15 protein-coding genes are annotated in these 20,012 nt (G+C 71.8%); 9 read left to right on the top strand and 6 right to left on the bottom strand.

The window, feature by feature from the left end; genetic code table 11:
• Positions 1-3 precede the first annotated feature (3 nt).
• Entirely contained in the window at positions 4-1,203 is a 1,200-nt protein-coding gene (locus AC5JOC_RS01770) for a class I SAM-dependent methyltransferase (protein WP_494244995.1), read from the top strand.
• Between the two features lie 90 nt (positions 1,204-1,293).
• Here the strand turns inward: AC5JOC_RS01770 and AC5JOC_RS01765 are convergent, their stop codons facing one another.
• Positions 1,294-2,766: a hypothetical protein gene (locus AC5JOC_RS01765; protein ID WP_494244994.1), complete on the bottom strand. Its 1,473-nt coding sequence runs from the start codon at positions 2,764-2,766 to the stop codon at positions 1,294-1,296.
• Between the two features lie 143 nt (positions 2,767-2,909).
• On the opposite strand from AC5JOC_RS01765, the gene AC5JOC_RS01760 reads away from it, so the two are divergent.
• The 6 genes from AC5JOC_RS01760 to AC5JOC_RS01735 all read left to right on the top strand — a co-directional run bounded on the left by AC5JOC_RS01760 (position 2,910) and on the right by AC5JOC_RS01735 (position 9,301).
• Positions 2,910-3,776 (top strand): DUF817 domain-containing protein, encoded by an 867-nt coding sequence (locus AC5JOC_RS01760; protein ID WP_494244993.1) that lies wholly within the window; start codon positions 2,910-2,912, stop codon positions 3,774-3,776.
• 139 nt (positions 3,777-3,915) lie between these two features.
• On the top strand, positions 3,916-5,667 hold the full coding sequence (locus tag AC5JOC_RS01755) for a sensor histidine kinase (RefSeq protein ID WP_494244991.1): 1,752 nt from the start codon (positions 3,916-3,918) through the stop codon (positions 5,665-5,667).
• A 52-nt stretch (positions 5,668-5,719) separates the two neighbouring features.
• Positions 5,720-6,004: an ATP-dependent Clp protease adapter ClpS gene (gene clpS / locus AC5JOC_RS01750; protein ID WP_056009029.1), complete on the top strand. Its 285-nt coding sequence runs from the start codon at positions 5,720-5,722 to the stop codon at positions 6,002-6,004.
• Positions 6,001-6,570, top strand: a complete 570-nt coding sequence (locus AC5JOC_RS01745; RefSeq protein WP_192004454.1) for a DUF2017 family protein — start codon at positions 6,001-6,003, stop codon at positions 6,568-6,570. Before clpS ends, AC5JOC_RS01745 begins: the two co-directional genes overlap by 4 nt.
• A 52-nt stretch (positions 6,571-6,622) precedes the next feature.
• Complete coding sequence (locus AC5JOC_RS01740) at positions 6,623-7,828, top strand: glycosyltransferase (protein ID WP_137242401.1); 1,206 nt, start codon at positions 6,623-6,625, stop codon at positions 7,826-7,828.
• Between the two features lie 9 nt (positions 7,829-7,837).
• Positions 7,838-9,301, top strand: a complete 1,464-nt coding sequence (locus AC5JOC_RS01735) for an MGDG synthase family glycosyltransferase (RefSeq protein WP_079704961.1) — start codon at positions 7,838-7,840, stop codon at positions 9,299-9,301.
• Positions 9,302-9,311: 10 nt separating this feature from the next.
• Here the strand turns inward: AC5JOC_RS01735 and AC5JOC_RS01730 are convergent, their stop codons facing one another.
• A complete protein-coding gene (locus tag AC5JOC_RS01730) occupies positions 9,312-11,570 on the bottom strand; it encodes a beta-glucosidase family protein (RefSeq protein WP_494244988.1) in 2,259 nt (752 codons plus the stop codon).
• Positions 11,571-11,676: 106 nt separating this feature from the next.
• Here AC5JOC_RS01730 and AC5JOC_RS01725 point away from each other — a divergent pair, with 106 nt between their 5' ends.
• Together AC5JOC_RS01725 and AC5JOC_RS01720 are read left to right on the top strand one after the other, a co-directional pair.
• Complete coding sequence (locus AC5JOC_RS01725; protein WP_236555356.1) at positions 11,677-12,345, top strand: ABC transporter ATP-binding protein; 669 nt, start codon at positions 11,677-11,679, stop codon at positions 12,343-12,345.
• 504 nt (positions 12,346-12,849) lie between these two features.
• The gene (locus AC5JOC_RS01720; RefSeq protein WP_494244986.1) at positions 12,850-14,085 is read left to right on the top strand and encodes a hypothetical protein; all 1,236 of its coding nucleotides are present in this window, start codon (positions 12,850-12,852) and stop codon (positions 14,083-14,085) included.
• A gap of 112 nt (positions 14,086-14,197) precedes the next feature.
• Here the strand turns inward: AC5JOC_RS01720 and AC5JOC_RS01715 are convergent, their stop codons facing one another.
• From AC5JOC_RS01715 to AC5JOC_RS01700, 4 genes are all read right to left on the bottom strand, one after another.
• Positions 14,198-15,199: an ABC transporter substrate-binding protein gene (locus AC5JOC_RS01715; protein WP_236555357.1), complete on the bottom strand. Its 1,002-nt coding sequence runs from the start codon at positions 15,197-15,199 to the stop codon at positions 14,198-14,200.
• Between the two features lie 1,893 nt (positions 15,200-17,092).
• Positions 17,093-17,896 (bottom strand): ABC transporter ATP-binding protein, encoded by an 804-nt coding sequence (locus AC5JOC_RS01710; RefSeq protein ID WP_079704966.1) that lies wholly within the window; start codon positions 17,894-17,896, stop codon positions 17,093-17,095.
• Position 17,897: 1 nt separating this feature from the next.
• Positions 17,898-18,941, bottom strand: a complete 1,044-nt coding sequence (locus tag AC5JOC_RS01705) for a FecCD family ABC transporter permease (RefSeq protein ID WP_494244984.1) — start codon at positions 18,939-18,941, stop codon at positions 17,898-17,900.
• Positions 18,938-20,008: an iron chelate uptake ABC transporter family permease subunit gene (locus AC5JOC_RS01700; RefSeq protein ID WP_411557809.1), complete on the bottom strand. Its 1,071-nt coding sequence runs from the start codon at positions 20,006-20,008 to the stop codon at positions 18,938-18,940. Before AC5JOC_RS01700 ends, AC5JOC_RS01705 begins: the two co-directional genes overlap by 4 nt.
• Between the last annotated feature and the right edge of the window lie 4 nt (positions 20,009-20,012).

Below are 20,012 nucleotides of genomic sequence, written 5' to 3'. Positions count from 1 at the left end.
GGGATGCCCGAGTTCTCCTTCGACGCGCTGCGCCGGTTCCCCGATCACGAGGCACCCAACCTCTTCGCCGTCGACGCGACCGACCGGCTCCTGCTCGACGAAGCGGCCGAGGCCCTGGCCGGGCGGGTGCCGACGCCCGGCGAGATCGTCGTGGTCGGCGACGCCTACGGGGCGCTGACCCTCGGCGCCATCGCGCTCCTGGGGGCGACCGACGTCCGGGTCCACCAGGACGCCGCCGTCGGGGAACGCGCCCTCGCGGCCAACGCCGAACGGCTCGGCGTCGACGGCGGCTTCCGCAACCTGCCGCTCGGCGAGGAGCTGTTCACGGGCGCATCACTCGTCCTCCTCCAACTCCCGAAGCACCTCGAAGCCCTGCACGAGATCGCCGCCGCCGTGGCCCGCTGGGGCGCCGTCGACGTCCGTCTCCTGGCCGGTGGCCGGGTGAAGCACCTGACGCCCGCGATGAACGAGGTCCTCGGTCGGAGCTTCTCGACCGTCACCGCGAGCCTCGCCCGGCAGAAGTCCCGAGTGCTCCGTGCGAGCGATCCGGTGACCGCCGCCGTCGAGGGAGCGCGTGACGAGGCCGACACCACGGCCTCGACCGCGCTGCGCACCGAGCACCATGCCGACATCGGCCTGACCATCGCCGCCGCCGGCGCGGCGTTCGCCGGCACGAAGCTCGACATCGGCACCCGCTTCCTGCTGGAGGCGCTGCCGGAGATCGCGCCCGACGCCCGGACGGCCATCGACCTCGGCTGCGGCACCGGCGTCCTCGCGGTGTCGCTCGCCATCGCCCGGCCCGAGCTCGCGGTCATCGCGACCGACCAGTCCGCTGCAGCCGTCGCCTCGACCACCGCGACCATCGCCGCCAACGACGACGCCGACCGCCGGCTGGCCGAGCGCATCACGGTGCTCCGCGACGACGGCCTGTCGATGCAGCCGGACGCGTCAGCCGACCTCATCGTCCTGAACCCGCCCTTCCACAGCGGGACCACCGTCCACACGGGCGTCGCCCACGACCTGTTCGCCGAGGCCGCGCGCGTCCTGCAGCCGGGCGGCACGCTCGCCGTCGTGTGGAACTCGCACCTCGGCTACCGGGCTGCCCTCGAGCGGCTCGTCGGTCCGACGACGCAGTTCGCGCGCAACCAGAAGTTCACGGTGACGGTCTCGCGCCCCCGGGCCGCCGGCGAGCCGCGTCCGTAACTCCTGCTGCTTGGACCGTCCGGTGGGCACCGGCCGCTCGGACACCGGCGTCCTCGACGGTCCGGGCGGGCGTTGCAGGAGTCGTGACCGTCAGGCGGCGTTCCAGAGGCGCTCGATGCGCTCGCGGAGCGCGGTCTCCTCCGGGGACTCGTCGGCGTACTCGGAAGCGTCGATGGTGATGGTGTCCGCGGCGTCGAACCACCAGGTCCCCCGCTCACCCTCGACCTCGATGCTGGTCCACGTTCCCGGAGCGACGCTCGCCTTGACCAGGCCGATCGCCGCCCCGAGCGTCGTGTCGTCGCCCGCGTGGAATTCGACGTGCAGGCGACCGACACTGCTCTCGACGGACGCCAGCGAGCCCATGGCGGTCAACCGCTCGACCAGGCCGAACAGCACGGTCGCGTCCCCGCGAGCGCCACGCACGGAGAACGTTCCAGGGGAACCGCTCACGACGGGGCCGTCGATGCCGAGCGACTCGACGACCGACGCCTCGGGCAGGGCGTCGAGGACGTCGAGGGCGGTGCGCCCGGCGCCCGGGCCCGCGACGGTGAGCCTGACGCTGTCACTCGACGCCGCGATCGCGGTCACGCCGGGCACCGCGCCGAGCGCCTGGACGACCGGCAGCATGTCCGCCGACTGGACGCCGTCATCCCAGGTGACGATGCCGCCCTGGACCTCCACTGCGACGTCCGCCGGTACCGCACCCGTCGCCACCGCGGTCGCGGCGGCCACGTCGTCGACGCTCGCGACGCGGAGGTCGATCGTGGCCGGGGTCAGCGTGGCGCCGATGACCTCGAACTGTCCGGCGACGGCCAGGTAGGCGGCACGGGTCGTACCGGGGTCGCCGCTGACCGTCGCGTCGTCGTCGACGCCTGAGGAGATGGAGAACCGCGCGTCCCCGTCCCAGTTGGGGAAGCCGGGGGCCGCATCGTCGGCGTCGTCCTCGTCGGGTCCGGCCGGGTCGACACCGTCGTCGCTGCGGCCGCTGACGACCGCGGCGGCGTAGGCGGGCGTCGCGTCGGCGGTCGCCCTGGCCAGGTCGTAGGCGTCGAGGAAGTCCTCTCCGGGACGCGCCACGAGGGAGAGCGAGGACGCACGCGCACCGTCGGTTCCAGCGGAGGCGAGCTGCAGCTCACCGCCCGGCACGCCCTCGTCCTCGAGTGACGCGAGCAGCTCCAGCTGGGTCGCGTTGTCGGCTCGTCGGTCGAGGACGGACAGGGTGAACCCACGGACGGTGAGGTCGACTCCCTCCCACGTCGCTCCGCCGCTCCGTTTCGCCTGCTCGTTCAGGAACCCGCCGATGCGGTCCACGATCGCGCTCAGCCGATCGTCGGTGACGTCGTCGTCCATGAGCACCGACGCCGATGCCGTACCGCTCCACGGCAGGGTGTTGCTCCCGGTCGTGTCGACATCGGCCACCTCCGGGACGCCGTCCAGGAGGTGCTCGAAGTCCCGCCCGGCGGCGGAAGCCGCGTTCACGTCGCCACAGCCCGAGAGGCCGAGGACGGCTGCCAAGGCGAGCAACGCCGTGGCGGCGGTCCGGATCGTGCGGTTCTGCGGCATGGATCCACCCTAGGAGCTGCCCGTCGAAGCCCGCGTCGGGGCGGTCCCGACGTCTCAGGTCCGGCGCGGCGTGTGCCCGTATGCTGGCCCGATGTCCGAGCCGCCCACCCCCGCAGACGGAGCGGGTCGCGACGCGACGTCGGGTGGACCAGCACGAACTGACCGCGGTCGAGCGCTGGATCGACGACCGGGCCAACCGGCTCCTGCGCGACGCCCCCGACGGCGGTGCGCGGGCGAAGGCCGTCGAGTTCCTCGTCTTCGGGGCGAAACAGGCGTGGGCGTGCATCTTCGGCGCAGCGATGCTCGCGGTCATCGTCGCCGCCCGCCTCTGGTACCCGGACGACGTCTGGCTCGCCCGGAACGACGCGCTCGTCGTCGCTGCCATCGTCATCCAGGTGGTCATGATCGTCACCAGGCTCGAGACGGGCCGCGAGCTCTGGGTGATCGTCCTGTTCCACGTCGTCGGGACGGGCATGGAGCTGTTCAAGACCGGGGTGGGGTCGTGGGAGTACGACGGCGGCGGGGTCCTGCACCTCGGCTCCGTGCCCTTGTACACCGGGTTCATGTACGCGGCCGTCGGGTCGTACATGGTGCGCGTGTACCGGCTCTTCGACCTCCGGTTCGACCGCTATCCACGGGTGTGGCTCACGACGATCATCGCGGCCGGCATCTACGTGAACTTCTTCAGCCAGCACTTCATCGTCGATCTGCGATGGGTGCTGCTCGCAGCCGTCCTCCTCGTGTTCGCCCGGACGATGATGCACTTCCGCGTGTTCCGTCGGACGCACCGCATGCCCGTGCTGGTGGCGTTCCTGCTCGTGGCCTGCTTCATCTGGATCGCCGAGAACATCGGGACGATCACGGGCGCCTGGCTGTACCCGAATCAGGAGGACGGCTGGCAGCTCGTCCCGCTCACCAAGCTGGTGTCGTGGTTCCTCCTCATGATGATCTCGGTGGTGATGGTCACCTGGGTGTACCCGCCGAAGCGGCCCGATCGACTCCCGACCTGAGCCGCCTACTGTCAACGGTTGCTGAAGGCGGTGCGCTCACCGGGTAGGGTTCGGGAGTGAGCGGCCCGAGCCCGGTGATCGCTCGTCCCCTTCCGGAGAGCAGCCATGGCCCAGCGTCAGCCCCAGGACCCACGCTTCCGTGATCGTGGCGGCGCTCGGCCGGTCCCCATGCAGTCGGGTCCCGTTCCGGCGGGCCAGGCCCGGCCCTGCCCCGGCTCGACCTGCCGCCGCTCCACGGCCCGCATCACCGGCCGTCGGCATCTCCGTCCCGGCCGCGGCAGCCGCACCCCTGCCGCGGGCCAACCATCTCTTCGCCGGAGCGCAGTTCGCGTTCATCGCCTCGATCGTGATGCTCGGGCTGTACATCGGCCTGACGTCGACCTGGACCCTGCTGGAGCCCGACTTCCTCATCGGGCTCTCCCTGACCGCTGCGGCCACGTCCCTGCTCTTCGCCGTGCCGCCGTCAGGCAAGCTCCGTGGCCTGCTCGTGCTCGTTCCGACCATCGACATCCTCGCCGTCGGGTTCTTCCGCGACACCCTGCCGAACCTGCCGACGTCGGGTCTCCTCATCGTGATCCCGGTGCTCTGGCTCGCGGGTGGGTTCGGGGTCTCGGCACTGCCCGTGCCGGTGTTCGGAGCGATCTTCGTCTCCCTGGTGCCGGTCGCGCGCGCCGGAGCGTGGCCGACGACGCCTGGCGGGTGGGGTGCGATCTGCATCCTGCCGGCCCTGGTCCTCATCATGACCGTCACCGTGCACCTGGCCGCGCGCCAGCTCCGCGCCCACGAGGGACGGGCGCGCATCGCGCTCGCCGCGGCGACGGAAGCGGCGGCCGTCGCGACGACGGTCTCGGAATCCGTCGACGCCGCCGTCGCCTTCTTCCGGCCCGACGGCACGGTGGCGCTCCGGAATGAGGCCACGTACGAGCAGGCCCGACTGGCGGGGTTCGACCCCAAGACCCGCGCCGGCGTCCACGTCTACGGACCGGACCGGAAGACCCGGCTGCGGCCCGACGAGCAGGTCATCAACCGGGCGCTGCGCGGAGAGAGCTTCCGCGGCGATCTGTACTGGGTGGGGGAGCCGGGCGACCAGCGCGCCATCATCGGGAACGCGCGACAGGTGCACACCGACGACGGCACGTTCGTCGGCACCATCACCGTCGGTCACGACGTGACCGACCTCGCGAACGCGGTGGCGCTGCGGGAAGCGTTCCTCATCGACGTGTCCCACGAACTCCGCACCCCGTTGACGTCGATCATCGGCTACCTCGACCTCCTCACCGAGGGACATGACCTGCGGCAGCTCGGGCTCGAGCGCGAGGTCTCGACGATCCAGCGCAACGCGGAGCAGTTGTACGCGATCATCGGCGACCTGCTCGCGGCGGGCGACGCCGAGATGCGGGTGCGGATCGCCCTCACCGACGTCGCCGACATCGCCCGGCAGAGCGTGGGAGCGATCCTGCCGCAGGCGTCGGAGGCCGGTGTCGTCGTCCGAGCCGAGGTCCCGCCGCACGTGGAACTGGAGGGCGACGGTGGCCGGCTCCGCCAGGTCCTCGACAACCTGCTGTCGAACGCGGTGAAGTACACCCCGCGAGGTGGGCGGGTCGTCGTGACCGTCGCAGTGGACGGTGAGACCTGCACCGTGAACGTCGCGGACACCGGCATCGGCATCTCACCGGACGCCCAGCGGCAGCTCTTCGACCGCTTCTTCCGGGCCAGGGAGGTCCGCGACGACGCGCGGCCCGGCGTCGGCCTCGGGCTGTCGATCGTGAAGTCCATCACCGAGGCGCATCATGGCTGGATCACCGTGTCCAGCCGCCCGGGCCGCGGCTCCACCTTCACCGTGACCCTGCCGCTCCGCCAGCCGCGCGCCGGCGCACCGTCCGCTTCCTGAGTCGGACCCCGGCAGGGAGGCGCTGCGGCACGCATCGTGGGAGGCTTGGAGGATGGCGCAGATCCTCGACCAGCCGATCGTCGACGAGGCGACCCTCACCATGCAGCCGTGGGTCACCATCGTGTGGAACGACCCGGTGAACCTCATGTCCTACGTCTCGCTCGTGTTCCGCAGCTACTTCGGCTACACCCACGAGGAGGCGGAGCGACTCATGCTCGCCGTGCACCACGAGGGCCGTGCGGTCGTCGCGACCGGCAACCGCGAGGAGATGGAGCGCCACGTCGAGGCCATGCACGGGTACGGGCTCTGGGCCTCGCTCGCGAAGGCCGACGCATGAGCGCCTTCGTCCGTCCGCCCGTCGGACCCGTCGTGCTCCGTCTCGACGAGCAGGAGACCTCGATCCTCGAACAGTTGGCGAGCCAGCTCGTCGACATGCTCGAGGACGCGACGCGCGCCGGGCTGGCGACCGCCGTGGAGCTCGACCCCGCCATGGCGCGACTGGTGCCGGAGGGGTACCGCGACGACCCCGAGGCCGCCGCGGAGTTCCGACGCTTCACCGCCGACGACCTCGTCGGCGGCAAGGTGACCGCGGCGCGGACCGTCCTGGCGGCGCTCACCGCCGACGCGTCCGACGCGGCTCAGCCGACGGACGTCCCAGCCGGGCACGAGGACGGTGCAGCCGTGACCCTCGAGGGCGAGACGGCCTGGACCTGGCTGCGGTTCCTCAACGACACCCGGCTCACCATCGCGGCTCGACTCGGCATCGAGGAGGACGACGCGGAGCCGTTCGACCCGTCTCCGACGAGCTCGGACGACGAGCAGGATCCGCAGCTCATGATGGCGATCTACGCCTGGCTCGGGTACCTGCAGGAGTCGATCGTCGCCGTCCTCGACGAAGCCTGAGTCGCGGCGCCGGACACCTGCGACCCGGGTGCCACGGGTAGCCTTGGTGACCATGCACATCCTCGTCTTCAGCGACCAGCACCCCGAGTCGTCCGGCGGGGCCCAGGTCTCGATCCGGCTGCAGCGGCGCTTCCTGGAGGCCGCGGGGCACACCGTCACGGTGTGCTCGCCGCGGATGCACCAGGAGCACGACGACGACCCGCACTATCTCGACACCCCCTCGATCCCCATCACGCTCGACCGCGAGTACTCGATGACCGTGCCAGGCCGGCTCACCGACCGCTGGCTCGACGCACGCCTGGCCGAGCTGCCCCCGGTCGACGTCGTCCACGTGCAGGCCGACTTCTGGCAGGCGCTCACGGCCTACCGCTACGCCGAACGGCACGGGATCCCGGCCCTCCACACCATGCACAACCGCATGGACGTCGGCATCGAGCAGACCATGCCGGCGCCGGGCCTCGTCGTCGGAGCCCTGTCGTGGTGGCAGCGCCGGGTCCTCCGGCCGCGGCTCTCGACCCTGCCGACCGGCGTCTGGTCCTACCTGCAGGAGTTCGCCAAGCGTGCGGCCGTCGTCATCGCGCCGTCGCACCACTTCGCGCGCGTCCTCCGCGAGCAGGGGGTGACCGCCCACGCCGAGGTCCTGTCGACGGGCGTCGACGACGCGGTGCTCGACGAGATCCTCGACGAACGCGCGACCACGCTCCACGTGCCGCACCGGCTGCCGTCGTTCGTGTGGATCGGCCGCTTCAGCCAGGAGAAGCGGCTCATGGAGTTCCTCGAGGCGGTCCGGCTCGCGGACGTCGACGCGGTGTTCCGCCTGTACGGGGCCGGACTCCTGCTCGCGAAGGCCCAGGCGTTCGTCGCACAACACGACCTCGCCGACCACGTCGTCTTCGCCGGTCGTGTCTCGTACCCCGACTCGCTGCGCGCCATCGCCGACGCCGACGCCCTCGTGCAGACGTCGATCGGGTTCGAGACGCAGGGCATGACCGTGTTCGAGGCGGCCGCACTCGGCACACCGTCGATCATCAGCGACCCGAACATCGCGGCGGAGCTCCCGGCCGACTCGATGTGGCAGCCGACGGACGGTGGGGTCGAGGCGCTCGCCGAAGCGATCCGCCGCGCCGTCGCCGACATCGAGGCGGGTACCGCACCGGTCGTCGCACCGGGCCTCGCCCGCACCCTGCGCCAGTCGACGCAGACCACCCGCCTCATCAGCCTGTACGAGGCAGCCCTGGCGCCGGAGGCCGCGCGCTAGCATCGGCTCATGCGCAGGACATCGAAGCAGCACCCCGGACCGGATGGCGGCGAACGCGTCCTGATCCTGTCGGCCGGGGTCGGGTCCGGACACAACAGCGCCGCCGCCGCCGTGGAACAGGCGTGTGCCGGGCGTCCCGACGTCACCGAGGTCGAGGTGCTGGACGTCCTGCAGGCGAGCACCTCCCTGTACCGCGACGTCCTCGGCAAGGGGTACTTCGTGCTCGTCGAGGAGACGCCCTGGCTCGTGGAGTGGGGCTACGACCTCAGCGACGCACCGTTCCGTCGTCGCGGCCCGCTCGACCCCTGGACGCGGGCGAACGCGATGCCGGTGGTCAGCGCGATCAAACGCTTCAGACCCACGGCGATCATCTGCACCCACTTCCTCCCGGCCCAGTTGCTGGCCTCCCTCATCCTCCGCGGCGCCGTCGACGCCAGGACCGCGATCGTCACCACGGACTACGACTTCCAGGGGCTGTGGTTGACGAGCGCCTTCCACGCGCTCTTCCTCGCCCGGGAGGAGGGGCGGGTCCAGCTGACGGCCCTCGGTCTCCCGCCCGACCGCGTCGTGGCTTCGGGGATCCCCATCGCCGCCCAGCCGAGCACCCCGGCCGAGCGCGACCCGGCAGCACCGCCCATGTTGCTCATCTCGGCCGGTGCGTCCGGCGGTGACTACGCGCTCGCGGTCGTCCGACAGACGCTGCACCTGCGGTCGCCGTTCACCGCGACGATCGTGTGCGGGCGGAACGAGGCACTGCGGCGGAGCGTCGAGGACCTCATCGCGCCCGGCGACGACCGCTACACCGTGCTCGGCTTCACCGACGAGATGCCGCGGCTCCTGCGCCGAGCCGACCTGTTCATCGGCAAGCCCGGAGGACTGTCGGCGTCGGAGTGCATGGCCGCCGGTCTGCCGATGGTCCTCGTGAACCCCATCCCCGGGCAGGAGGTCCGCAACGGCGACTACCTCATGGAGCAGGGTGCCGCCGTCCGGTGCAACACCGCGACGACGATCGGGTGGAAGATCGACGGGATCCTCGGCGAGCCGGGTCGTCTGGCGCGGATGCAGGCCGCGGCCCGACGGGTCGGTCGCCCCGACGCGGCCCGCGACGTCGTCGACCGGCTGCTCGACGGTCCGGCACGACCGTTCGTCGTGACCCGGGCGGCGCAGAAGACGATCTTCGACGCGAGCGCCCGGCGGGTGGTCGCGAGCGAGCTCGAGGGCGAGTCGGCCCTCGTGCGTCTCGTCGACCCGGCGGCGTCCAGCACGGTGGCGCTGCTCCGGGCCGGTGAGCTGGACGACCTGCAGCAGCGCTACACCGGGCCGGACGGCACCCTCGTGCTGCGACGCGACGACGCGGTGCTCTCCGTCCGGCGTGACTCGCAGCGCCTCCTCCGCGCCGTCCTCGGACGGGATGAGGAGCTCGCCGTGCGGGTCGAGGGTCTCGCCGACCTCGAGTCGGCCGGCCCGAGCTGATCGGGTCGGGTCAGCCGGCTGTGTCCGGCAGTCGGGCGGGGTCGTCGTCGAGGTCGCTGTCACCGTTCCGCAGCGGGGTCGCGTCCGCCCAGGTCGACGGGCTGTGCTGGGCGGCCTGCAGTGCCCAGTCGCCGGTGCGGGGTGACCAGCGGCGGGTGACCGGGTCGCGTTCGAGCGTCGGTGTCGGATCGAGGACGACCCGGACGACGCGTTCCTCGCCCGCCTGCAGGGTCACCTTCCGGAACCCGAGGAGCTGGGCGACCGGTCGCTCGAGTGCGGTGTCGGCGGCGTAGAGCTGGACGACGGTCGACCCCTCGCGGTGACCGGTGTTCGTCACGAAGACCTCGGCGGTCCCACCGGTGTCGTCGAACCGGTGCCCGAGCAGGCGGTGGTCGATCGTCGTGTACCCGAGGCCGAAGCCGAACGGGAAAGCCGGCGTGTGACCCTCCTCGTCCAACCGCCGCTGTCCCCAGCGGTCGTCGTACACGACGGCCTTCGCCTCGCGGTCGAAGGGCGGCAGGTGTGCGGGATCGGTCGGGATCACGAACGGCAGTCGCCCGCCGGGCTCGACCACACCGGTCAGGACGTCGGCGAGCGCTCGACCGCCCTCCATCCCGCCGTACCAGGCGAGGACGAGCGCCGGGACGCGGTCGCGCCAGGCCTCGGTCAGGATCGCGCTCCCGCCGATGAGCACGACGACCGTTCGCGGGTTGGCTGCGGCGACGGCCAGGATGAGGCGTTCGTCCGACGGCCGGAGCCGGAGCGAGGTGCGATCGCCGCCGCGCACGAACCGCGACGCCAGGTGCGCGACGCCCGTGATGGCGCTACGGAGTCGACCCGAGTCCAGGGCCGCCCCGAGGACGCCGACGTCGACGCCGCCGGTGACGACCGACTCGCCCTCGTCGTGCTGGTCGAAGCCGACGACGACGATGGCCGTGTCGGCTGCCGCCGCCGCAGCGACCGCGGCCCGCACGTTCCCGGCCGGGGTGGTCGTGATCTGCGTGTCGGGGAGTGCCTCACGGAGCCCTTGCAGCGGCGAGACGGTGGTCGGCGGACGGACGCGCGACGAGCCGTGGTCGCCGAGGTTCGCCCGGTCCGCGAGACGGCCGACCACCGCGATCCGACGGGTCGTCGCCGACAGGGGGAGGAGCGGTACGCCGTCGTCGACCGGGCGGTTGGCGAGGAGCACGATCGACTCCTCGGCGACGTGTCGGGCGAGCGCGCGGTGGGCCGAGCCGGCGACGACGTCCGCCGAGGGTTGCGGTTCGGTGCGGGTCGCGGCGTGCAGGAGGGTCGTCCGCAGGATGCGCCGGGCCGAGCGCAGGACGGTGGCGTGGTGGAGGGTGCCGGCCCGCAGGGCGGCGGGCAACTCGTGCGCCCGTCGCAGGCGGAGCGGCATCTCCACGTCCATCCCGGCTTCCAGGCTGCCGACCGCGTCATGGGTCCCGAAGACCCAGTCGCTCGTCACGAAGCCCGTGAAGCCCCACTCCTCCCGCAGCACCTCGGTGAGCAGCGGACGGTTGACGTCCATGTACTCGCCCCGCACCCGGTTGTAGGCGCTCATGACCGAGTCCGCGCCGGCGTCGATCACGGCCTTGAAGTGCGGCAGGTAGACCTCGTGCAGTGCGTGGTCGTCCACCGAGACGTCGACCTCGAACCGCTCGTCCTCCATGGAGTTGAGCGCGAAGTGCTTCACGCACGCCATCGTGTGGACGCGGACGCCGCGGGTCATGGCCGACCCCATCCGGCCCGTCAGCACCGGATCCTCGCCGTAGCACTCCTGTGCGCGGCCCCACGCGGGATGGCGGAGCAGGTTGACGCAGACGGACGCCGAGTAGTTCGCCCCGCGGATCCGCGTCTCCGCACCGATCGCCTCACCCACCTGCTCCTCGAGCACCGGGTCCCAGGTGGCCGCCCGCGCCATCGTCACGGGGAACGCGGTGGACTCGCCGATGACGACACCGCGGGCGCCGTCACTGAACCGGATCCCCGGGATCCCGAGCCGGGGGACGGCTCCGGCCACGAACGGACGCCGGTGGAGCAGCACGGGGATCAGCGGGAGGAGTCGGCGCGGGGAGTCGCCGTCGAGCAGCCCGAGGAGCTCCGCGTCGGTCAGCCGCTCGATCAGTCGTTCGGCGCCTGCGTCGGCGTCGAGGCGTCCGGCGCGGATCTCCCGCACGACCTCGTCGTAGGCGTCGCCCTCGGGTGGTCCGCCAGCGCGGCGCTGCTTCGGCGGACGCGCGTTCCGGCGCCCGGTGACGATTCCCATGCTCTGCATTCTGCACCCTCGACCGGCGTGCTGAGCCCCGACGCCCGACCGCGCGATCCGCCGTGCGGTGGAGGACACCTCGGCGGACGCCTGCGAGGATGGGACGATGTCGGGACACGAGGGGGAGTCGGTTGCCGCGATGCAGCCGCTGATCGAGGCGGACGGCGTCGGCGCGGTGATCGACGGGGAGACCCTGCTGGCGCCCACGGACATCCGGGTCGAGCGGGGGATGGCGCTCGCCGTCCGGGGGCGGAACGGATCGGGCAAGACGACCCTGCTGCGGATCCTCAGCGGACGGCTGCGCCCGTCGAGCGGGACGGCGACGATCGGCGGCCGGACCATCGACGACCGCGACCGCACGGTGCGTCGCTCCGTCTCAGCCCTCATCGGCACCCCGGCCTACGCGCCGGACCTGACGCTGCGCGAACACCTGCGCTACATCTCGACGACCTGGGGTGTGACCGGCCAGGCGGCGGACGACGCCGCCGACGAGCTGCTCGTGGCCCTGCGCATCGACACGCTCGCGCGCCGCTTCGCCACCGAGCTGTCCTCGGGTCAGTCGCAGCTGTTCGCCCTGGCGACGGCGCTCGTCCGGCCCTTCGACGTCCTCGTGCTCGACGAACCGGAGCAGCGCCTCGACGCCGAGCGGCGTGGCCTCGTCGCCGACCGCATCCTGCTCGCGAAGGAGCGCGGGGCGGCGATCGTCTTCGCGAGCCACGACGCCGGGCTCGTCGAACGGGTCGCGGACGAGGCGATCACGGTCGAAGCCCCGTGAGCACCGGCACCGGGCGCATCTCGCGCGACGACCGTCGGATCCTCCGCGCCGGCCGGGCGGTGCTCGCCGCGCGCGACGGGCGTCCGCGGGTCGCCGACGTCGCGTTCGTCGTCTACGCCGCGCTGCTCGTCGCACTCATCGTGGGCGCTCCGCTCGTGCGGTTCGCGGTCCTCGGACTGATCGAGCCGGATGCCGCGGGCGTCGTGGCGGCCGTCCGGCCCGGGGCGGTCGCGCTGCTCTCGGCGATCGCGACGATCGTCGTCGTGCTCGGTGGTCGGACGAGGGGACCGGTCGTGCCGAGGCCTGCGGCGGTGCAGTTCCTCGCCGATTCGCCACTGCCGCGTCGGCTCACGCTGCGTCGTCCCTTCGTCGCCTCCACGCTCGCACTCGCGGGGCTCTCGGTCCTCGTGGCCGGGGTGGTCGGCTTGTCGCGACTCCTGGTGCCGGGGGAGCGGGCCGACCGTCTCGGTCGGAGTGGCCGCCGACACGGCCTCGGTGATCGGCATGACCGGACCGACCGTGCCCGCCGCCGTGGTGGCCTTCGTGATCGGTGCCGTGGGCTTCTCCCTGCTCCTCGCGGTGGCGTGGCTGCTCGGTCAGCACGGTTCGCGACGGACGGTCGCCGCCGTCGTCATCGTCGCCGGTGCAGGCGGGGTGCTCGGTCTCCTCGTCCCGGGCATGCTGCTCCTTTCGCCGTGGGGATGGCTGGGGCTCCTCTGGTCGCCGGTGGCCGGTGGCATCGAGGCCATGGTGCTCGGCGGTGCACTCGCGACGGGGGACTGGGCGCGGCTCTTCACCTGGGGTGGTGGCGGTGGCTGGTTCGCGTCGGTGGGGGTGCCGGTGTCGTGGTGGCCGGCTGTCGCGCTCGTCGTGCTCGGTGCTGTCTCCCTCCTGCTCGTCCCGAGGGCGCTGGACGGACTGCGGAGCGGACCCCTCCTCGACCAGGCGCTGCGCTGGCAGCGGGTCGGGATGATGCTGCAGAGCGGTGACGCCTCGGGTGCCGTCGGCGGGCTGCGAGCCTCCCCGACGAGCGGTCGCCGTGTCCCGCTGCGGATGACCGGGCCGTTCTGGCTCGTCGTCCTCCGGCGGTCGATCGTCGGAGCTCGGCGGACACCCGGGCGGGTCGCCCTCGGTTCCCTCGTCCTGGCGGCGTCCGGTGCGGCGGTCGGTCTCTCCTTCGGGCTCCCGGACGGTGTGCGGTGGATGCTCGCCGTCCCCGCGGCGTTCCTCGCCTACCTCGCGGTGGGTGTCTGGTGCGACGCGGTGCGACACGGGGTCGAGAGCGCCGGGACGCCCACGCTCTACGGTCGGAGCCCCCGCTCGCTCGTGCTCGCCGGAGCCGTCGCCCCGCTGCTGGCCGCGGTCGTGATCGGTGGGATCGGTGCCCTGCTCGGGGTGCTCGCCTCCGCGGCACCGGGCGGGATGACCCTCCTCCAGCCGCTCGGGTGGTGGCTGCTGCTCGCGGTGTGGATCGTCGTGCTCCGGACGTTCGACGCCGCGAAGGGACCACTGCCGATCCTGCTGCTCATGCCCGTCCCGACACCGTTCGGCGACGCGTCCTCGCTGAACGTCCTGCTCTGGCAGTCGGACGCCATCCTGCTGGCGCTCCTCGTCGGTGGTGGGTTGACCGCGCTGGCGCCGGTGGCGCCGGGTGCGGCCGTCGTCCTGCTCGTCGGGGTGCTCGTGATCGTCGCGGCGTTGGGGTTCGCGCGGTTGCGGAAGCTGTCCCGGCCGGCCTGAGCGTCGGGGCGCTCAGCGTGAGAGCCGGAGAACAGCGCGAGAGCCGGACGGAAGACGCGATTCCGTCCGGCTCTCGCGCGGATCTCCTGCTGTGGTGCTGGTGGGCTGGACCCTACTTCGCGACCTTGGCGGCGGCCTCGGCGAGCTTCGGGACGAGCTGCTCGAGGACGACGGGGATGCTCAGCACGGACGCCGCGCTGTAGGCCTGCGTGAGCTCGTCGGCGGGGTCGAGGACGATCGCGCGACCGTCCTGCACCACGGGGAGGCTCGCGAGCAGCGGGTCGGCGGTGGTGTCCGCTGCGCTGAACCCGATCGGGAGGAGGACGGCGACGTCGGCGTCGAACGCGGACACCTGCTCGGCGGAGACCGCCGCGTAGAAACCGGAGGCCTCGAGGTCGAGGACGGCCGGGTTCTGCTGGAAGCCGAGGTCGGCGAGGATGTCGAAGCGACCGTCGCCCTCGAGGTAAGCGCCGTAGGCGTCGCCGAACTTCGTCGCGGCGACGGTGGTGAGCCCGGCGAACTCCTGGTGGAGGTCGGCGGCCTCGTTGATCGACTGCTTCGTGGCGGAGACGAGTGCGTCGCCCTCCTGGGTCTTGCCGAGCGCGGCGGCGACCTGCTCGAGCTGGACGTCCCACGGGGTCGCGAACGCGGCGGTCCCCTTGGGTGCGAAGACGGTCGGGGCGATCTCCGAGAGCCGCTCGTACTGCTTCTCGTCGCCGGCGGACCGGGTGTTGAGGATGAGGTCGGGTTCGAGCGCCTGGATCTGCTCGTAGTTGACCGTGTCGCCGCTGTCCTCGATGATCTCGGGGGTGACGTCGCCGAACAGGTCGGTGGCCCATGGGCCGACGGCCTTGTTGTCGGCGCCGAAGGACTGCCAGTCGTAGACACCGACGGGCACGACGCCGAGGGAGAGCGCCATCTCCGCGTCGGACCAGCCGAGGGCGACGACGGTGAGGTCGCCGGCGGGCTCCGGGACGGTCACCTCGCCGAACATCGTGTCGACGGTGCCGAGCGTGCCGGTGGAGGCGTCGTCGGTGGAGGACCCGGCGGTGCAGCCGGCGAGGGCGAGGCCTGCGACCGCGAGGGCGGCGACGGCGGTGAGGGTGCGGGTCATGCGGCGCATGTTCTGCTTTCCGTTGAAGACGTGGGGTATGAGGTAAGCCTAAGCTTCCCAAGTCACGTCCCGGTAACGCTTGTGCTTCGGCCAGCGCGGTGCGCTGACGTGAGCGCGGGTCACTGACGCGAGCGCACCCCTCCGGAGACCCGCGCTCACGTCCCCTGAGGTGCGCTCGCGTCAGCGCATCGCGCTGGCACACGGACCACTTGCGCGGCATATGTCGGTGTAGGCATATCTGCTCTGTGGATAACCCTGGGCGGGAGTCTGGGCGCGCTTAGCGTCGAGGGATGCCACGGACCTCGCCGCTCTCGCTCTGTCTCCACGCTCGTTCTCGCGGCGGGACTGCTCGCCCTCACCGCGTGCACCGGACCTGAACCCGCGCCGCCTCCGACGAGCTCGCCGCCGGTCTTCGAGAACGAGGAACAGGCGCTGGCGGCCGGTGACTGAGGCTTATCAGCAGCTTCCTGGACGTCTCGAACCGGATCCTCGCAGAGGGCGGAGTCGAATCCGGATCGCATCGATGAGGTGGCGACCGGACGACGTTGCCGAGCGTTCGAGATACGAGAGCCTATCCCGAATGCTGCAGGAGCTCGGATGGTACGCTCTCCGACGCGGCTATCGCTGTCGGTGTCCACGGTCCGCGAGCTCTGGCTACTCGAAACCCGACTCAGTCGGAGTCGTCGCTCGATCGTCGGATCCGCCTGCGTGGACATGACTGGCTCTGTCAAGCATACTGGATGGCGCACGGAGCGTCGGTCGTCAAGCCTGACCGCCCAGCCCAGCGCATCTGGGCAGTTCAGATTCGCTCCGGCGTGCCGCGGATCAACGCTCCGACCGCTGCCTCGTCGAAGCTCGAAGGCATGCAAGGAGAAGGGTCCATCATGCGCGTGAGACGGTAATCTGCAACGCTCGCCATCGGGCTCATGCTCGCTGGGCGTGCGTCGCGGCTGGCCGCTCCGGACCTGCGACGTGCGCCGCCAGCTGCGAGTGCTCGGCGGAGCAATCTCGGGCGCTTGCATCGGTAACGGTTCGGTCGACATCGGCGGCAGCGTCGAACGCCCTGGCACTGGCGGTGGTTCCGGCGGCGGAACGGGCGGAGGCGACGACGAAGGAGGCGGCTCGGCCGAGCTGCCGCCCGGGGTGACCGACGGGCCCAACGGTGAGCGGACGGTCTGCAGCCTCATGCGGCCGGACGAGTGTTACACCTTCACCCCCGGCGACCTCGGCACCGACCTCGAAGCAGCACCGGCGGCCGCCCGTCACGATCCGCGACGTCGCCAGCTTCGCCCCCGCCGCACCCACCGTCACCACCGAACCCGCCGCCTGGGGTGTCCGCGGGCTCCACACCAACGTCATCGCCGGCTGCTTCCGGCCACACCCGCACCGGCACCCTCTTGGGCCAGGTCGCGGAGGTGAACTTCATCCCCGTCGGATTCACCTTCGACTACGGCGACGGCGACACGACCACCACCCGGACCGGCGGATCCTCGTGGGCTGCCCTCGGACTCGCGGAGTTCTCCAAGACCCCGACCAGCCACCGCTACACGACGCGTCGGGACGAAGACCATCACCGTCGAGGTCGAGTACGCCGCCGAGTACCGCATCGGCGACAGCGGGTGGCTTCCCGTCGTCGGAACCCTGTCGATCCCGACCGAAGAACCCCACACGGTCCAGATCGTCCGCAACTCGACCGTCGGCGTCGACAAACCCTGCCGCCCCGGCAAACCAGCCATCGGCTGCTGACACCGGCACGCGTCCACCTCGTGAGCGCGCCCCACCGGCGTGAGCGCACCCCTCCGGAGACCCGCGCTCACGTCAGCGGGGCGCGCCCACGCCTGCAAACCCGCGCTCACGCCAGCGCACCGCGCTGACGCCGGCCAGAAACACGGGTCAGTGCGCGCCCATCAGCGGGATGACGAGCGGCGTGTGCGACTCGGGGTCGTCGATGATCCGGCAGCGGAGCCCGAAGACCTCCTCGACGAGCTCGGCCGTCACGATGTCCGCCGGCGCACCCTGCGCGACCACGTGACCGTCGCGCATCGCGATCAGGTGCGTCGCGTACCGCGCCGCCTGGTTGAGGTCGTGCAGGACCGCGACGAGGGTGCGGCCACCCTCCTGGTTCAGCCGGGTGAAGAGGTCGAGCAGCTCCACCTGATGCGTGATGTCGAGGAAGGTCGTCGGCTCGTCGAGCAGCAGCAGCGGCGTCTCCTGAGCGAGGGCCATCGCCACCCACACCCGCTGGCGCTGGCCGCCGGACAGTTCGTCGACGAGGCGACCGGACAGCTCGGTGACGTTCGTCGCCTCCATCGCCGCGAGCACCGCCGCCTCATCGGCCGCCGACCAGCGTCGGAGGATCGACTGGTGCGGGTATCGGCCACGCGACACGAGGTCGATCACCGAGATGCCGTCCGGAGCGATCGACGTCTGCGGCAGCAGCCCGATGCGCTTCGCGACCTCCTTCGACGGGTACCGCGTGATCTCCTGACCGTCGAGCACGACCTGTCCCTGCGTCGGCTTCAGCAGCCGGGCGAGGGCACGCAGGAGCGTCGACTTGCCGCAGGCGTTCGGGCCGACGATGACCGTGAACGAGTCGTCGGGGATCGCGATGTCCAGCTCGTGGATGATGGTCCGCTGGTCGTAGCCGACGCGGAGGGCTGTTCCGGCGAGTCTGGTGGTGGGGCTGTCGGTCTTCATGTCAGCGCTTTCCCGCCTGCGTGATGAGCAGGGCGATGAGGTAGATGCCACCGAGGGTCACGGTCACCGCACCGACCGGCAGGGCGGCCGGGGCGATGATCCGCTGAGCCACGACGTCGCTCACGAGGAGCAACGCCGCACCCATGGCGGCCGAGGGGACGAGGGTGATGCCGGCGGACTTCGTCAGCCGCCGGGCGAGTTGGGGTGCGGCGAGGGCGACGAAGACGATCGGGCCGGCGACCGCGGTGACGGTCGCGGTGAGGGCGACGCCGATCACGAGCAGCAGCAGCCGCGTGCGTTCGACCGGGATGCCGAGGGCGCTCGCGATGTCGTCGCCGAACTCCAGCATGCCGAGTCGGCGGGACATGAGCGCGAGGAGGGGGACGAGGACCGCGACCGCGATCGTCACGGGCACGACGTCCTGCCACCCGAGGTCGGCGAGCGAACCCATGCCCCAGCTGGCAGCGGCGATGGCGGCGTTGAGGTCCGCCCGCAGCTGCAGGTAGTCGTTGAACGCGTTGAGGACGGCGCTGATCGCGATGCCGATCACGATGAGCCGGAACCCCTGGACGCCCCGAGACCACGCGAGGAGGTAGACGACGAGGGCCGTCGCGAGCCCGCCGATCAACGCCCCGGAGACCATCGCCGCATAGTTCCCGCCGACGACGAGGGTGACGATGAGCGCGCCGGTGAACGCACCGGAGTTGAACCCGATGATGTCGGGACTGCCGAGTGGGTTCCGGGTGATGGACTGGAAGATCGCGCCGGAGAGCCCGAGCGCGATCCCGCCGACGACGGCGATCACCACCCGCGGTAGACGCCACTCCAATACGATGCGCAGGACGCTCTCCGAGCCGGAGCCGGTGACCGCGGCGAGCAGCTTGTCGAGCGGGATGCGGTACTCGCCCTGGGTGAGCGCGAAGGCGCCGACCCCCACGATGACGGCGACCAGAGCGCCGACGACGATCAGCTCACGCCGGTGGACCACCCAGCTGACCCGACCGACCCGCACGGTGCGCCGGCCCGGCTCGGCGACCGCGGTCACAGCCCCTGCGCCTTCGAACGGCGGATGAGCACGATGAGGAGCGGGGCACCCACGAACGCCGTGACGATCCCGACCGGCATCTCGCCGGGGACGGCGACCCGCCCGACGAGGTCGGACAGCAGGAAGATGATCGGCGCGAACACCATCGTGAACGGCAGTACCCAGCGCTGGTCCGGTCCGACGACGGCCCGGGCGAGGTAGGGCGACATGAGTCCGAGGAAGGCGATCGGTCCGGCCGCCGCGGTGGCCGAGCCGCACAACAGGGTGATCGCGACGACCGACAGCACCCGCGTCCGGAGCACCTTCGTGCCGAGTGAGGTCGCGAGGTCGTCTCCGAGGGCGACGGCGTTGAGTGACCGGGAGACGACGAGGGCGAGGACGACCCCGACGATGAGGAACGGCAGCACCCCGAGGAACACGTCCATCTGGCGGTTCTGCAGCGAGCCGGCCTGCCAGAAGCGGATCTTGTCGAAGATGTCGGGGTTGCGGATCGTGATGGCGAAGGTCACCCCCTGGAGCGCTGCGGAGAGCGCGACACCGGCGAGGACGAGACGCACCGGGGTCGCCCCGGCGCGGCCCCGGGAGCCGATCACGTACACGATGACGGAGGCCAGGCCCGCGCCGGCGAAGGACCACCACACGTAGGAGCTCAGGTCGGCGGTGCCGGCGATGGCGACGGCGAGCACGACCGCGATGTACGCCCCGGCGTTGACGCCGAGGATGCCGGGGTCGGCGAGCGGGTTCCGCGTGACGGCCTGCATCATCGCTCCGGCGAGGCCGAGCGCCGCACCGACGCCGATGGCCAGGAGCATGCGCGGCACCCGGAACCCGGTGACGAGGATCGCGTTGGTGTCGTCGCCGCCCTGTGACAGCGCCCGCCAGACCTCGGCGGCACTGATCGTCCCCGAGCCGATGAAGAGGCTGCCCGCGGCGATGGCGGCGAGCACGACGAGCGCGGCGACGAGTAGGAGCCAGCGCGACGCGGTCGATCGGGCGATGCCGGTCGACGCCTCTCGTGCGCGGGCGGCCGCGGTCGGGAGCCGCAGGCTGTCGAGGTCGGCGCTCACCGGC

It is taken from the genome of Plantibacter sp. (genome assembly GCF_059073635.1).
The sequence above is the reverse complement of the archived record's forward strand: the minus strand, read 5'-3'. Positions and strand labels throughout refer to the sequence as shown.

What these genes read in the sequence shown, in the direction of transcription:
- AC5JOC_RS01735 (WP_079704961.1), top strand. Translation starts at nt 7,838, where the DNA reads ATGCGCAGGACATCGAAGCAGCACCCCGGACCGGATGGCGGCGAACGC.
- AC5JOC_RS01730 (WP_494244988.1), bottom strand. Translation starts at nt 11,570, where the DNA reads ATGGGAATCGTCACCGGGCGCCGGAACGCGCGTCCGCCGAAGCAGCGC.
- AC5JOC_RS01770 (WP_494244995.1), top strand. Translation starts at nt 4, where the DNA reads ATGCCCGAGTTCTCCTTCGACGCGCTGCGCCGGTTCCCCGATCACGAG.
- AC5JOC_RS01715 (WP_236555357.1), bottom strand. Translation starts at nt 15,199, where the DNA reads ATGACCCGCACCCTCACCGCCGTCGCCGCCCTCGCGGTCGCAGGCCTC.
- AC5JOC_RS01745 (WP_192004454.1), top strand. Translation starts at nt 6,001, where the DNA reads ATGAGCGCCTTCGTCCGTCCGCCCGTCGGACCCGTCGTGCTCCGTCTC.
- AC5JOC_RS01710 (WP_079704966.1), bottom strand. Translation starts at nt 17,896, where the DNA reads ATGAAGACCGACAGCCCCACCACCAGACTCGCCGGAACAGCCCTCCGC.
- AC5JOC_RS01720 (WP_494244986.1), top strand. Translation starts at nt 12,850, where the DNA reads ATGACCGGACCGACCGTGCCCGCCGCCGTGGTGGCCTTCGTGATCGGT.
- AC5JOC_RS01765 (WP_494244994.1), bottom strand. Translation starts at nt 2,766, where the DNA reads ATGCCGCAGAACCGCACGATCCGGACCGCCGCCACGGCGTTGCTCGCC.
- AC5JOC_RS01740 (WP_137242401.1), top strand. Translation starts at nt 6,623, where the DNA reads ATGCACATCCTCGTCTTCAGCGACCAGCACCCCGAGTCGTCCGGCGGG.
- clpS (WP_056009029.1), top strand. Translation starts at nt 5,720, where the DNA reads ATGGCGCAGATCCTCGACCAGCCGATCGTCGACGAGGCGACCCTCACC.
- AC5JOC_RS01725 (WP_236555356.1), top strand. Translation starts at nt 11,677, where the DNA reads ATGTCGGGACACGAGGGGGAGTCGGTTGCCGCGATGCAGCCGCTGATC.